The organism is Roseivivax sp. THAF197b, from assembly GCF_009363255.1.
GTDB lineage: Bacteria > Pseudomonadota > Alphaproteobacteria > Rhodobacterales > Rhodobacteraceae > Roseivivax.
The window spans coordinates 3,744,022-3,758,129 of sequence record NZ_CP045318.1 but is presented as its reverse complement, the minus strand read 5'-3'; the positions used below and the strand labels follow the sequence as shown (position 1 = coordinate 3,758,129).

15 protein-coding genes are annotated in these 14,108 nt (G+C 63.5%); 2 read left to right on the top strand and 13 right to left on the bottom strand.

Annotated features, from left to right (window positions below; all coding sequences use genetic code 11):
- Positions 1 to 138 precede the first annotated feature (138 nt).
- The 12 genes from pufC to FIV09_RS17915 all read right to left on the bottom strand — a co-directional run bounded on the left by pufC (position 139) and on the right by FIV09_RS17915 (position 11,095).
- Positions 139 to 1,254, bottom strand: coding sequence for a photosynthetic reaction center cytochrome PufC (gene pufC / locus FIV09_RS17970; protein ID WP_152452179.1), 1,116 nt, complete (start codon positions 1,252 to 1,254; stop codon positions 139 to 141).
- A 1-nt stretch (position 1,255) separates the two neighbouring features.
- Positions 1,256 to 2,245 (bottom strand): photosynthetic reaction center subunit M, encoded by a 990-nt coding sequence (gene pufM, locus FIV09_RS17965; RefSeq protein ID WP_172975787.1) that lies wholly within the window; start codon positions 2,243 to 2,245, stop codon positions 1,256 to 1,258.
- Between the two features lie 20 nt (positions 2,246 to 2,265).
- Positions 2,266 to 3,096 carry a photosynthetic reaction center subunit L gene (pufL, locus tag FIV09_RS17960; RefSeq protein ID WP_152452168.1) on the bottom strand — a complete coding sequence of 277 codons (831 nt, stop codon included), beginning with the start codon at positions 3,094 to 3,096 and terminating at the stop codon, positions 2,266 to 2,268.
- A 170-nt stretch (positions 3,097 to 3,266) separates the two neighbouring features.
- The gene (gene pufA, locus FIV09_RS17955; RefSeq protein ID WP_152452166.1) at positions 3,267 to 3,428 is read right to left on the bottom strand and encodes a light-harvesting antenna LH1, alpha subunit; all 162 of its coding nucleotides are present in this window, start codon (positions 3,426 to 3,428) and stop codon (positions 3,267 to 3,269) included.
- 13 nt (positions 3,429 to 3,441) lie between these two features.
- Complete coding sequence (gene pufB, locus FIV09_RS17950) at positions 3,442 to 3,591, bottom strand: light-harvesting antenna LH1, beta subunit (RefSeq protein ID WP_072778079.1); 150 nt, start codon at positions 3,589 to 3,591, stop codon at positions 3,442 to 3,444.
- A 124-nt stretch (positions 3,592 to 3,715) separates the two neighbouring features.
- Positions 3,716 to 3,937, bottom strand: a complete 222-nt coding sequence (pufQ, locus tag FIV09_RS17945; RefSeq protein WP_152452164.1) for a cytochrome PufQ — start codon at positions 3,935 to 3,937, stop codon at positions 3,716 to 3,718.
- Positions 3,934 to 5,400: a chlorophyllide a reductase subunit Z gene (gene bchZ, locus FIV09_RS17940; protein WP_152452162.1), complete on the bottom strand. Its 1,467-nt coding sequence runs from the start codon at positions 5,398 to 5,400 to the stop codon at positions 3,934 to 3,936. The genes pufQ and bchZ overlap by 4 nt, the downstream gene beginning before the upstream one ends.
- 37 nt (positions 5,401 to 5,437) lie before the next feature.
- A complete protein-coding gene (bchY, locus tag FIV09_RS17935; protein ID WP_254702272.1) occupies positions 5,438 to 6,967 on the bottom strand; it encodes a chlorophyllide a reductase subunit Y in 1,530 nt (509 codons plus the stop codon).
- A gap of 37 nt (positions 6,968 to 7,004) precedes the next feature.
- On the bottom strand, positions 7,005 to 8,033 hold the full coding sequence (locus FIV09_RS17930; protein WP_152452160.1) for a chlorophyllide a reductase iron protein subunit X: 1,029 nt from the start codon (positions 8,031 to 8,033) through the stop codon (positions 7,005 to 7,007).
- Positions 8,030 to 8,971, bottom strand: a complete 942-nt coding sequence (gene bchC, locus FIV09_RS17925) for a chlorophyll synthesis pathway protein BchC (protein ID WP_152452158.1) — start codon at positions 8,969 to 8,971, stop codon at positions 8,030 to 8,032. Before bchC ends, FIV09_RS17930 begins: the two co-directional genes overlap by 4 nt.
- A 114-nt stretch (positions 8,972 to 9,085) precedes the next feature.
- A complete protein-coding gene (locus FIV09_RS17920; protein WP_152452731.1) occupies positions 9,086 to 10,192 on the bottom strand; it encodes a methyltransferase in 1,107 nt (368 codons plus the stop codon).
- 33 nt (positions 10,193 to 10,225) lie between these two features.
- Entirely contained in the window at positions 10,226 to 11,095 is an 870-nt protein-coding gene (locus FIV09_RS17915; RefSeq protein ID WP_152452156.1) for a polyprenyl synthetase family protein, read from the bottom strand.
- Positions 11,096 to 11,192: 97 nt separating this feature from the next.
- Here FIV09_RS17915 and crtD point away from each other — a divergent pair, with 97 nt between their 5' ends.
- Both crtD and crtC read left to right on the top strand, forming a co-directional pair.
- Positions 11,193 to 12,779, top strand: a complete 1,587-nt coding sequence (crtD, locus tag FIV09_RS17910) for a 1-hydroxycarotenoid 3,4-desaturase CrtD (RefSeq protein ID WP_254702270.1) — start codon at positions 11,193 to 11,195, stop codon at positions 12,777 to 12,779.
- Complete coding sequence (gene crtC, locus FIV09_RS17905; protein ID WP_305793790.1) at positions 12,734 to 13,609, top strand: carotenoid 1,2-hydratase; 876 nt, start codon at positions 12,734 to 12,736, stop codon at positions 13,607 to 13,609. Before crtD ends, crtC begins: the two co-directional genes overlap by 46 nt.
- Before the next feature lie 12 nt (positions 13,610 to 13,621).
- Here the strand turns inward: crtC and FIV09_RS17900 are convergent, their stop codons facing one another.
- On the bottom strand, positions 13,622 to 14,104 hold the full coding sequence (locus FIV09_RS17900) for a TspO/MBR family protein (protein ID WP_152452154.1): 483 nt from the start codon (positions 14,102 to 14,104) through the stop codon (positions 13,622 to 13,624).
- Between the last annotated feature and the right edge of the window lie 4 nt (positions 14,105 to 14,108).

The following is a 14,108-nucleotide window of genomic DNA, read 5'->3' as shown; positions in this document are numbered from 1 at the left end:
GCGACACGGCGCCAGCTCCTGTAGCCAACAGGAAGGGAACCGGGGGTTTCCCCCCGACATCCGGTCATCCTGGGAAAGGAAAATGACCGGATCTGGCGACGCTTCCGGGCGACGGGGGAGGCCGCCGCCCGGATCGCATCATTCGTAGACGTATTCGCCGGATGTCGTGGCCAGTTCAGGCCAGTCGGCGATCACGTTCATGCCTTGCAGCGGCTGCTGATAGCCCTTGTGGCATGTCTTGCAGGCAGCCTTCGGCGCATCGGCATAGACCGGACCCAGACGCTCGGGCGGATACTGATCCTCGAGCGGCACGAGATAATCGTTGTTCATCTCGAGCACCATCTGGATGCCCAGGCTTTCCGTGGCCCATTGCGGCGTGATCTGCCCGCCGTCGTAGAAGGCCCGGCTGTTGTGGCAGAAGTTGCAGTTCACCCCGAGCGAGTTCGAGACGTAGTTCATCAGGCTGAACGTCCGTTCCGTCTGCTGCCAGTTACGCACGCCTTCCTGGCTGGGCAGTTCGGCCACATGCGCTTCGAGGTTGTGCACGTTGATCTGCTCACCATCGAGAAGGTATTTCTCGAGCGCGTCAGAGGGCAGCGACGTATACTGGCTCTGGACGGTGACGCGGTTCTGCACCGCCGCCCAGCCTTCTGCTGCCTCGTTCACCGGCGCGATCTTGAACCAGATCTCGGACGGCACGTTCTGGCCGCGGTGGCAAGAGTAGCAGTTCACCCCGACCTCTTCGTTGGCATTCACGTGACCCGCCCAGAACTCGTTGATGTTCTGGGTCATCTGGATCATCCGCCGGGAGACGATCTTGGTGTAGAGATCGTCACCGGCGTAATTGCCCTCGTTGGCGCCCGCATGGCAGTAGACGCAGCCCTGTTCCGGCGACACCCATTGGGTCATCGCGTTCATCAGGCGCAGGAAGTTGCCTTCCGTCACATTGCCCAGAACCTGGACGTTCTCGTAGACATCCGAGGCAAGCGCCTCGCCCTCTTCCGGCACGTAGGCCGCTTCGGTGTAGTATCCCTCGATCGTGGGATCTGCCGCCTCGATCTCGTTCACGAATTCGGTGACGACCATGCCCGTGCCTGCCGGTCCCGTCTGCATCGACTTCGTGGCGAAGGGCTGGCCCACCACCACGAGGAAGGCTGCGACGATAACGGCGGACCCCAGGGCACCGACCAGAATGGCCGGGCCGTAGATGTCGGTGGGACGTTCCGAATTCCACTTCTTGAACCAGGGTAACATGTCACTCACCTCCGCCGATAAAGGACTGATAGGTCTGTCCGTAGGACTGGTAGCCGTAGCTTCCGTCATAGGCCGGAGCGAAGTGATGCTCTTGTGCCCAGATGAACCAGTTGTCCACGACCGTGCCCGTCAGCAGGATACCGATGCCGCCGGTGATCGGTGCGAGAACCGCGAACCACCATGCCCATCTGTGGATGCCTTCCATCGTGGCGTTGAAGCCCATGGTCCAGCGCCAGAACAGAGCGGCCCGTTCGGTGGCCGTGCCCCGGTCAACGATCTGCTCAAGCTCGCGGTCACCGCCATAGCGGGTGACTGCCAGGATCGTGCCGCCATGCATGGCGAACAGCAGAACCGAGCCGTAAAGGAACACGATCGAAAGCGCGTGGAACGGGTTGTAGTAGAGGTTCCCGTAGCGGATCGAGAAGGCCGTGGTCCAATCGAGATGCGGGAAGATACCGTAAGGCACGGCCTCCGACCACGATCCCATCAGCACCGGGCGGAAGAGGCCCAGCACCAGGAACAGCCAGATCGCCGAACCGAAGGCCCAGAAGATGTGCTTGCCCATCTTCTGCTCGCGGGCGAGCAGGTAGGAGCGCGCCCACCAGCTCATCACCGAGATCAGGAGAAAGAAGCTCGCGATGATGTACCAGCCGCCATCTTGCAGCGGCGGGATCTTGAGGCCGTATTCCGGGCTCGGCGGCTCAAGCGCCAGCCAGAAGCCCTGCCGGATGAACTCGGGGATCGACCAGCCGACCTGCGCCAGCATGTTCAGACCGATGATGTTCAGCGCAAGGATACCGGTCAGAAGCGAGACGAGACCGGTCCAGCCCAGGTAGATCGGGCCGATCTGCGCGTTTCCGAAGAAGCCCGCGAGGGTGGAGAAGAACGGGTTCTTGGTCCGCTCCTCCATCATCCGGCCGTTATCGTTCATTCCCATCTCAGGCGTGCCCTGGACTTGGACCTGCGTGAAGATGTTTTGGTACTCAATCATAGGCATGTCTTACATCCTCCTCACAGGTGTCCCCAGATCGGCATCTCGAGCCACCAGTTCCACCATTCCGGCCAGCCCTTGGTCCAAACCGGACCGGAGATGATGATGCAGACGGCCGACCAGAAGCCTGCATTGATGGCCAGAAGGTAGCCGACGCGGTGGATGCCCAGCGTGCCGACCGAATAGCCGATGAAGTCCCGGAAGAACGTGTCCTCGTGGTCGGGGGTCTTCATGATCTCGTCTTTTTCGGGGTTCGCCGCCGACAGGATCAGACCGCCATGCAACGCCAGTGCGAGCGTGGTGGTGAAGAACAGCGTCACCGCCAGCATATGCGCCGGATTGTAGTGGAAGTGCAGATAGGCGTAGCCCGTGTTCGACACCCAATCGAGATGGCTGAAGATGCCATACGGGAAGGCGTGTCCCCAGGCGCCCAGCAGCATCGGGCGGAACACCTCGAGCGTGACATAGGCGAAGATCGCGACCGAGAAGGCAAAGGGCACGTGATAACCCATGCCGAGCTTGCGGCAGATCTCGACCTCGCGCAGGGCCCAGGAACAGAAGGCCCCGATCGCGCAGATCGTGATGATCTGCCAGAGGCCGCCCTCCATCAGCGGTGCCGCGCCCAGACCGTAGGACAGGTCAGGTGGCGGGATGTTGATGAGCCAGGGATTGAACGTGCCCTGATGTGCAGCGCCCCACAGGATCAGGATCGTCCCGAGGAGCGAGAAAAAGGCGGTCGTGACTCCAAAGAAGCCCACGTAAAACGGGCCCACCCAGAAGTCGAACAGATCGCCGCCGATCAGCGTCCCTCCGCGGACGCGGTACTTCTTTTCGAAGCTGAGCATAGCCATCGTCTTTGTCTCCGCTTGTGGCGGCGTCCTGCGGTCAGCGACCGTGTGCCGTCGGTTCGTCGTATTCTTGTTCTTGGTTTGCCGTGGGCGGTTGCGACCTTTGCCTCATCCGCCCACAGCTTTGTCGTATTCACCTTGGATCGGCCCGCACGAGTGGCGCGCCGCCACTCTCAGTTGGCCGCGCCAACCGCTGCAGCAGTTTCGAACCAGTTGATGCCGTTCGAAAGAACGACCAAGTGGATCATCGCTGCGAGCAGGAAGAGGAAAACACCCTGTGCCACGAACACGCGGCGGGGGTCGAAGATGAGCCAGATCTTGTAGAACTTTGCCATGTCTCTTCTCTCCTCAGAACCAAGGGCGCCAGATGAAGGTCGCCAGGTGTGCGACCACCGCAACCGCCGAGAACAGCCAGAGGCCGCTCATGTAGACGGAGTGCAGTTCCTGCGCCTGCTCATCGGTGAGACCTGTGAATGACAGGTCAGTATTATCAGCCATTAACTTTCCTCCGGAACGTTACGCTGACGCCGTGACACCCTCACGGCCGGGTCCCTTCGGGGTCTCCCCCTCGGGGCCTGCCCACTCCGTCAGGAGCAGTCAGTCTCGGGCTCTCGGACCTGGATCAGGCCGAGAAAATGAGCGGCGTGATCCGGTCGGCTTCCGCCCAGGCGCGGGCCAGCGGCCCGTGCAGGTTGAGCGTCTGCTTCTGGAACACCTCCAGCAGCCAGAAGACGGTGGCGAATGGGATCGCCAGCACGAAAATCAGGCTGAAATAGAGAAGAAACTCGGTACCCCGTTTCGTCGAGCGGGACCGCTGGGGCGCATTCGAACTGATGTCGGTCATGGGGTCTGTCCTTTCGTGGATGGATCAAGGGCCGCGACCGTTTCGAGAACGACGCGTTCGGCCCCCTGGCGGAGCGCTTCTGCCTCAGCGGCATCGCGCAACGTTTTGGCCGCGGAAATGCGGGTGAGAATCGGATGGGACGCGACAATGCGGTCAAGCTCGGCCTGTGCATCGGCATCCCAGGGAAAGTCGCGACGGAGCGGTGTGGGCGTGGCATCGCCCGCATCCATCGCAGCCCCGAGCGGCAGAATGTGGAACAGCGCGTCGAACAGCCCGTTGCAGATTTCCTGCAGCAGATAGGCGGCCCCCGCATAGCCCATGAAAGGCGTGCCGGTATGCCTGCGGATCGCGGCACCGGGGAACGAAGCCGGGATGAAGGCCGGTTTCGGCCCATGCCCAGCGCTCATCTCGGCGAGGTACATCTTCTCATTGATCGAGCCCATCACGACGATGGGACGCGCCGCGTGCAGCGTCGCCCGCACGTGATCGTTGTCGGTCTTGGCCCCGGCCTTCCGTTCGACCGCAAGCGCGCAGGGCAGACCCAGATCGTCCTCGAGGTATTTGCGGATACCGCGCGTGTAGGTCTCGTTCGCGACGACGGCGAAATTCGCCGTGGCGAAGAAATCCTGGGTGACGGACCGCCAAAGATCCCAGACGGGCTTCAGCGTGGAATGCTTTTCCTGCTCGATGAACGGCTCGGGATCGAGCCCCAGCATGTCCCCCAGCTTGCGCAGGAACAGGGTCGAAGATTCCATCCCGATGGGCGCTTGCAGGAACGGCTTGCCCAGTACTTCGGCCAGGCCGCGCCCGAACTCGCGATACATCACGATATTGGCGTCGGCATTCACGAGGTTCCGCATCTCGGCCAGGTGCGCGCCCATGGGCATCACCATGTTCACTTCGGCGCCGATGCCTTCGACCATGCGCCGGATCTCGGCCAAGTCAGACGGCATGTTGAACGTGCCGTACATAGGTCCGAGGATATTCACGCGGGGCCTTGAACCTTCCTCGCGCTTCTTTTCGGGCGGCATCCGGCCCTTGGTCATGCCGTATTCGGTGAAGATCCAGGTCATCGCCCGGTCGGCGGCCTGCCACTGATCCTCGTCGATCGTGCGCGGCAGGAAGCGCTGGATATTGGTGCCTTGCGGCGTGACGCCGCCGCCGATCATCTCGGCGATGGAGCCGGTGACGACCACCGCCGGCAATGCCGGGTCGAGCGTTTCCCACGCCCTCCGCATCGCGCCTTCGGTACCGTCGCGGCCCAGCTCTTCTTCGCCCAGGCCCGTGACCACGATGGGCAACTCATGGGGCGGCAAAGCGTCGGTGTAGTGCAGGACGGACGTGACGGGCAGGTTTTCGCAGCCGACGGGGCCGTCGATGACGACTTGCAGGCCCTTCACGGCGCAGAAGGCGTAGACTGCGCCCCAATAGCCGCCCGCGCGATCATGATCCTGGATCAGCATGCGCACCATCCCCGACGCGTTCTCTGAAAACACGCCGTCATATCATCCGCTCCGCCGCGGCTTTCTTGGCCGCCTTGTCGAGTTTCTTCTGATGCTGCGCGCGGAAGTCGGGCCGCAGGTTCGGCGCGCCTTCCCAGACGCCTGCGGTGTCCTGCGCGCCGACCCCTTCGAAGAAGTCGCGCATCTTGTCCATCCGCGCCTTGCCCGCGATGGCCGCATTGACCACCTCGGCCAGCGAGCCTGCGCCCGCAACGCCCATCAAGGGCCGCGCGGAGATGAGGTTGGTGTAATAGAGACCCGGCACGCCCAGCTCTTTCGCCTTCTGCACAATCGGTGTCGTGCCGATGGCAAGGTCGGGCTTGTGGAAGTTCATCGCGGCGAGGTCATCCTCAAGCGAGGCACGATACTGCACGCGGCAGCCATGTGCCTCGAGCCATTCCGCGTCTGCCTTGGAGAACCGTGTCTTCGGGCAGGCCGTGCCGACATAAGGCACATCCGCACCGCTTTCGATCAGAAGCCGCGCGACCAGCAGCTCGGAACCTTCATAGCCCGACAGCGTGATTTTCCCCTCGACGGGGTTTGCAGCAAGGGCCGCCTTGATCGCTGGCAGCATGGCCGCCTTGGCCGCGTCGATCTTGGCGCGCTCGACGCTGAATGCCGCGCCGACCTCTTCCAGCCAGGCCTCTGTCCCGTCATGGCCGACCGGAGCCGATCCGATGACGGGACGGCCCGCGGCCTCGAACTCGCGCACGGCAGCCGTGTAGAAGGGGTGGATCGCCGCCACCGCGCCGCAATCGAGCGCGGCGTAAAGCTCGCGCCATTCCCGGCAGGGCACGGTCGGTCCGACAGCGATGCCCATCGGCGCCAGAAGCGCGCCGATCATCATGGGGTCGGCCGGGAACATTTCGCCCAATAGGGTCAAAGTGGGCCGGTCCGTGACGCGCGTCTCAGGCGCAGGCACGGGACCTGCTGCGATTTCCTCGCGGGCATAGGCCAGCATGGCGCCCGCCAGCACGTCCTTGGCCTCCGCATGGGTCGGGATGCCGAAGCCCGGCACGTCGATGCCCACGATGCGGACACCGTTGATCTCCTTGGGCAGGAGTCGCAGCGGCACGCCCGACGCGGTGGGCACGCAGAGATTCGTCACCACGATCGCGTCATAGGCCTCCGGATCGGCCATCTCATGAACCGAGTCGCGTATGTCCTCGAACAGCTTGCCGGTCACGAGCGTCTCAGAACTGAAGGGCACATACCCAACTGACCGGCGCGCCCCGTAGAAATGCGATACGAAAGTGAGGCCGTAGACGCAGCAGGCCGAGCCTGACAGCACCGTCGCCACCCGCTTCATGCGCAGACCAACGCGCAGAGATCCGAAGGCCGGGCACATGCTTTGCGGCTTGTCATGCGGGCCCTTGGGGTAATCCTCGGCGTAGCGGTCGAGGATATCAGACGCCCCGGCTTCACGCGCGGCACGCTCCAGCTCGCTGCCCGAATGACAGCCCATGCCCTCTTGCGGGGCGGCCTGTCCGGCGGCGTCTTTCGCGGTATTGTGCGTTTCGTCCTTCACGGGGTGTCCACTTGGTTCGAGGGGCTTTCGACGCGCATCACGCGTCGTCGTAGATGACTTCGAGGCTTTGCTGCGGTTTGGCGTGTTTGCCGCGCATGTCCGCATCGGTCGCAGGCTCCAGCACGACGCCCGCGCCCACTTCGGAGCCGTCGAAAAGCGCCAGCAGCCCGTCCTGATCGAGCGGCGTCGGCCGCACCGGCGGAGCCTCCGCGACTTCGGCGGCAAGTCCCGCGAACAGATCGCCCCAGGGTGATTTCGAGGTCCCGACGATCTGGTAATTGGCGGATTTCTTGCGCAGGTCGTCGTCCTGCGGGATGGCGGCCAGCACCGGGATGCCCGCCGCTTCGGCGAATGCTTGCGCCTCGCCCGAATGGTCATCCTTGTTCACCACAAGACCCGCGACGCCGACATTGCCGCCGAGCTTGCGGAAATACTCGACCGCCGAGCAGACGTTGTTCGCGACATAAAGCGATTGCAGGTCGTTCGATGCGACCAGGATCACCTTCTGCGCCATGTCCCGCGCGATGGGCAGGCCGAAGCCGCCGCAGACCACGTCGCCCAGGAAATCCAGAAGGACGTAGTCGAAATCCCAGTCATGGAAGCCCAGCTTCTCCAGCAGCTCGAAGCCGTGGATGATGCCGCGCCCGCCGCAGCCGCGACCGACTTCGGGACCGCCCAACTCCATCGCGAAGACGCCACCGGACTTGAAGCACACATCGCCAATCTGCACCTCTTCGCCGGCAAGCTTCTTGCGGGTCGAGGTTTCGATGATCGTCGGGCAGGCCTTGCCACCGAACAGAAGCGATGTCGTGTCGGACTTGGGGTCACAGCCGATGAGCAGCACGCGCTTACCCTGCTCGGCCATCATGTGGCTGAGATTGGCCAGCGTGAACGACTTGCCGATGCCACCCTTGCCGTAGATCGCGATGATCTGCGTCTTGCTCTTGGGTTCATCCGTGATGATGTCGGCCAGGTCTTCACCCGCCTCCTCACGCAGTCGCTGATCGAAGTCCTTCAGGTTCGGGACCTCGCCCGAGCCTGCGTGCTTCTGCACTTCGTCCTTCATGCGGCGTCCTTCCAGTCGATGATCATTTTGAGGCAGGCCGGATCGCAGAACGCGGTCTCGTAAGCCGCGGCGATGCCGCCTCGGGTCGTGCGGTGGGTCACCAGATCAGAGAGCGACAATGCGCCCGTCTCGATCAGGGTCCGTGTTGCGATGAGGTCTTCACGCGCCCATTCGGCTGCGACGCGGAAGCGTGCCTCCTTCATGAAGGCGGGCGGAAAGGCGAAAGACAGCGGTGCTGCATAGAACCCGGCCAGCACGATCTCTCCGCCGCGCGACAGCCGTCCGACGAGGTCGTTCAGGATCGCACCGTTGCCGGAGGCGTCATAAACGCTGCGATAATCCCGGCGCGGATCCGCGTCAGGCGTGACGACCTGGTAATCGGTGGCCCCCGACATGCGCTGCGGATCAATCTCCCAGACGGTTGGCGCAGGTCCACCGGCGGCGATGGTCAACCGCGCCAGAAGTCGGCCCAGAACGCCATGGCCGACGATCAATTCGGGAAGCTCCGCTCGGTACCCTGCCAAGGCGTGGCGGGCCGTTGCAGCCAAAGCCAGAAGCGCGCCGGTCTCGCCCATCGCGAGATCGATTCGACTGACGCGATCCGCACTGGTCACAAGCCGCGTGGCAGCGCCACCGAACAGCCCGTGCGCGCCCTCAAAGCAGGCGGCACCGGGCACGAAGACATGATCACCCGGCTTGAAACCGGTACCGGGCGCAGCTTCGACAACCTCGCCCGCGGCTTCGTAGCCCGGAACAAGGGGATACCCCATGCCGGGAAAGGGCGGCATTTCACCGGTGTAGAACAGCTTTTCCGTGCCCGTGGAGATACCCGAATACGCAATGTCGACGACGAGGTCATCGGCACCGGGCGCGTTCAGAGACAATGCGCCAAGCGAAAGCACCTTCGGGCTTTCTAGCAAGACGGCCTCTGACATCATGGCGCTTCTCCCTTGAGCGAGGCGTCAGAGGCAATGCGGGACCGCATTTGACTGTCAGACGACTCTTACACTTAAGATGTAAGACTACAATGACATACAAAACTGTCAATCTAATTAGACAGTTTTCCCACATGTCCTTGATTTTTGCGCCTCGACCGCTTGGGTCACGAAAGGTCGGCGCGCCGCGTGGCGCTGGACTCGTCCGAAACCCACATCGTGCAAAAGTTCGGAGATTCGCTCTGCAGACCGAACAGTCCCGGTGCGCATCGCCATCGTGTAGAACGCGAAATAGACGTCGCAGACCGGATCGGGCTTTGCGCCGCCGGACATCGGCTCGGAAATCAGAAGGCGTCCACCCGCAGGCAAGGCATCATGACATTTGCGCAGGAGGTCGCGCACCGTGTCGTCGCTATGATCGTAAAGCACGCGGATCAGGCTGATCGCATCCGCGCCCGTGTCATAGGGCAGCGGGCCGTCCCGGAAGGATCCTGCACGGAACGTGATCGCGGGATGCTGCGGCGCGTCCGCGACTACGATGGGCAGATCGAACACGGTGAGCCGCATCGCTTGATGCCGCACAGAGACAGCCTTGGCAAAGGTGCCGTGCCCACCGCCCACATCCATGAGGTGACGAACGCCCGAGAAGGACACGGCATCGAGCGTATCCTCGGCAACCAGGCCCTGCGTATCGCTCATCAGGCCGGAATAGAGCCGAGCCGTCGCCGGATCGCCATCCGCACCGCCAAAGACGTAGGGCCAGAAATTGGCCATCTCGGTCTCGGTCTCGCCTCGCAGCAGCGCGACAGGATCGGCAAGATCGCGATACAGCACGTCATGGTGCCGGATCATGCCCTCGAGGCCGGGCACGCCAAGCAGGGCAGCACCGCGCGTCGTGATGACGAATGTGTTTCTATCCTTGCGCAAAAGCCCCAAGGCCGCGCCTGCCTGCAGCAGCTGCGCCATTCGGTCGGCGGGAATATCAAGCGCGGGGCCCAGTTCCTTGGGATCCAGCGGGCCGTCCATGGCGCGGTGCGGAATGCGCAGTTCGATCAGCGCACGCAAAACCTGGCTGGACACGAAACCCTGCACCAGATCGAACAGTGCCTCGCCTTCGCGGCGCACATGCCTGCGAGTCAGGGGGAATCGGGCCGCCCAGCGCTGAAAGGCGGGCTTTGCGGCCAATTGAGCGAGCTTGCCACGCAGGGACGGGCGGGGTGACATCGGTGGAGTTTCGCCCGCGACCCAGGCCATGGATCAGACCCGAACCCGGCTCAGACCGGGTGTCAGGCGCTCCGCCTGCATGCGCACCATCTTGGCCAGCATCGCCTCGCCCGGGCAGGACGGGATGGAGGCGATCGCACCGGACAGGATATCCGTGAGGCGCGCAACCGCCCCCTCGACGCCAAGTTCGGCCACGGCATTCGGCCGATCATGGGCTTCATCCTGATGCGCGGGCTTGCCCAGCGCCTCTTCGGTGCCCAGCGCGTCACGCAGATCATCGGCCACCTGGAAGGCTTCGCCTATGCGCGCGCCCAGCTCGTACCATGGCTCCGCGTCCTGTCCCGAGGCGACAGCCCCCATCTGCGTCGCCGCAATGAAAAGCGCACCGGTTTTGGACCGGTGATAGGCGGACAGATCGATCTTCTCCTCGCTCTCCCAGCCCTGACCGGCGCAAATGCCATGCGGCATCCCGGTCTGCCGCGCAAGCAGCGACACCAGCGGTGCAAGGCGATCCGGCGCGGTCCCGGCTGCCCGGGCGAGCACCTCGAACGCCATGATGATCAGGGAATCCCCGGTCAGCACGGCAATCGGCTGCGAGTACGCACGATGCACGCTCGGCTTGCCACGCCGCAGATCGGCGTCGTCGAAACAGGGCAGATCGTCATGGACAAGGCTTGCGCAGTGGATGAGCTCCAGCGCAACGGCGGCCGCATCGGTCATCTCGGGTCGGTCATCGCCGCAAGCCATGGCAACGGATACGAGGATCGTCGGACGTATGCGCGCGCCACCGGGTGTGCAGGCGTAAAGCAGCGCGTCCGACAATTTGCGGGGAGCGGCGTGACCGTCCTGTCCGTGCCGGATGGCGTGGAGAATGGCGGTGTCTATACGCTGGGATACGCCCATGGTCCGGCTCTCTTTCCCGCGACCACTGTCGATCACGATTTACAGTATTGTGTAAATCACACTGGACACATTGCCATGTCGAGTCAACAATTCAGGGGTGAAAACTGAAAGAGCATCTCTGCCGGGCGCTGACCACGATCCCGTTCTCGTCATTGGCGCCGGGATCGGTGGCCTCACAGCCGCCCTGACACTCGCATCGGCCGGACACCGCGTCCACGTTCTGGAACGCGCCGCGACCCCTGGAGGCAAGATGCGCCAGGTCGACGGCGTCGATGCGGGGCCGACGGTGCTGACGATGCGCTGGGTCTTCGATGCGGTTTTCGAAGCCGCAGGCACCCGGATCGAAGACCATCTGACCCTCGTCAGACAGGAGGTTCTGGCGCGGCACTTCTGGCATGACGGAACGGTGCTCGATCTCTTTGCGGACCATGACCGCAGCGCAGCCGCGATCCGGGACATGGCGGGGCCACGCGGCGAGGCGGAGTTCGTCTCCTTCGCGGCCCGGGCGCGGCGCCTCTTCGAGGCGTTTCTCGACCCGATGATGCTGGCCGCCGACCCCGATCCGCTTGTGCTTGCGCGCAGGGTTGCCACCGATCCGCGGCTTTTGATGGATATGGCGCCTTGGCACAGCCTTGAGCGTCTCATGCGCCGCAGTTTTACGGACCCCCGTCTGAGCCAGCTTTTCGGACGCTACGCCACCTATGTCGGCGGAGATCCGAGCCGGGTGCCCGCACTTCTGGCGCTGATCTGGGATGCGGAGGCCTCGGGCGTCTGGGCCGTGGATGGCGGCATGTCCGCATTGGCCGCGACCCTGACGCGTCTCCTTGAGGAGCGAGGCGGCGAGATCAATTGCGACACCCATGTCGCCCGCATCATCCGCGACGGAGACGGCGTCACAGGGATCGAGACTGCAGACAGGCGGCACATCCACGCGCGGCATATTCTTTTCAACGGGGATCCCCGGGCCTTGTCCGTGGGCGCGCTCGGCACGGACGCGCGGGCCGCCGTACCGAACCTGACACGCAAAGCGCGGGCGCTTTCCGCCAATGTCTGGAGTTTCCGCGCGCGTCTGTCCGGGCCCGATCTTGTCCACCACAACGTGTTCTTCCGGACCGATCCAGCCCCGGAATTCGCAGCCATCGCCAACGTGGCGACTGCACCGGATCCGACTGTCTACCTGTGCGCCGAGGATCGCGGGATCGGCCATCCCGTACCCGAGGCAGAGCGTATCGAGTTGATTGTGAATGCCGCTCCAATTGGAAATATCCCTTCTGCCCAAGAGGATTTCATCGAATGTCAGACCAGAACATTCACGGCTCTGGGTCGACATGGCTTGACCATCGATCCACTGCCCGGACCGGAGGCGCTGACCGCGCCACCGGATTTCGAAACTCTGTTCCCGGCAAGCCTCGGTTCCCTTTACGGGCAGAGCCCGCATGGGCTCACGGCGGCATTGTCTCGCCCGAGAGCGCGGAGCAGGATCCCCGGTCTGTATCTCTGCGGGGGCGGGGTGCATCCGGGTCCCGGGGTTCCGATGGCGGCGCTTTCCGGACGGCACGCGGCCGCGGCGATCTTGACGGACCGTGCTTCAACCTCGCGGTCCCGCCGAACGGCTACGCGTGGTGGTATGTCGACGGCATCAGCGATGACGGCTGCCGGGCCATCTCGATCATCGCCTTCATAGGCTCTGTCTTCTCGCCCTGGTATCGCTGGTCCGGACGCAAGGACCCCGAAAACCATGTCTGCATGAATGTCGCGACCTACGGTCCACGCGGGCGGTTCACGATGACGGATCGCGGTCGCTCCGCTCTGCGGCAAAGCCCCGAACGCATCCAGATCGGCCCGTCAGCGATGGGTTGGAACGGCAATCAATTGGTGATCGAGGTCGACGAGGTGACCGCGCCGCCGCAGCTGCGACGCGTCCGAGGTATGATTCGCGTGACCCCCAGCGCGGTGACGGATCAGGAATTGCCGCTTACCAATGACGGCGCGCATATCTGGCGTCCCTTTGCGCCTGTCTCCAGCATCGAGGTCGATATGGAAGAAACGGGCTGGCAGTGGAAAGGCCACGGCTATTTCGACGCCAATTTCGGCACACGCGCGCTCGAGGATGATTTCGCCTATTGGACCTGGGGGCGGTATCCCACGCAAAAAGGTGCCACCTGCTTTTACGATGCCCAGCGCCATGACGGCTCGCACCTCGCGCAGGCCGCGACGTTCGATCCGGACGGCAAAGTCTATGACGTGGCGCTTCCCAAACATCGGCCGATGCGCCGAAGCCTTTGGCAGGTGAAGCGCGCCACGCGCGGCGATGAGGAGGCCAAGCCGCGGCAGGTGATGAACATGCTCGACGCGCCGTTCTATTCACGCTCCATGGTGGAAACCAGACTTGGCGGAGAAAGCGCGGTCGGTGTCCATGAGGCGCTTGATCTGAAGCGGTTTGCAAATCCTTGGCTGAAGCCAATGATCGCTGTTCGCGTACCCCGGAAGTCGCGCTGGACCTTCGAGGACTGACCGGATCGTGCCTCAGGTCGCTTGCGCAGGCGGGTTCGCGGCCTCGTCGGGGTTCAGCCGCCAGACGGCTGCGTTCAGCGCGCCCGCGATCGAGACCCAGACCAGGTAGGGCAGGAACAGGAAACCCGCGATCTGGTCAACACTCCAGAACACCACCACGCTCGCAGCCACCGAAAGCCAGAGAAACGACAGCACCAGCATGCCGCTCTTGATCCGCTTCAGTCCGAAAAAGACCGGCGTCCACAGGGCATTGAGTGCGATCTGAAGCGCCCAGAGCGCCATCGCGATCTCGTTTCCGTCGCTCAGCGCAAGCCGGGCGCCTGCCACCGACATGCACAGGTAAAGCGTGGTCCAGGTCACCGGGAACGCCCAGTCAGGCGGCGTCCAGGACGGTTTTTCGAGATTGCGATACCAGGGACCGGGCGGAAAAATCGCGCCCGTGGTGCCAGCGGCGAAGCAGGCTGCGAGAAACAGCAGGAACAGAATCCAGAACATGAAG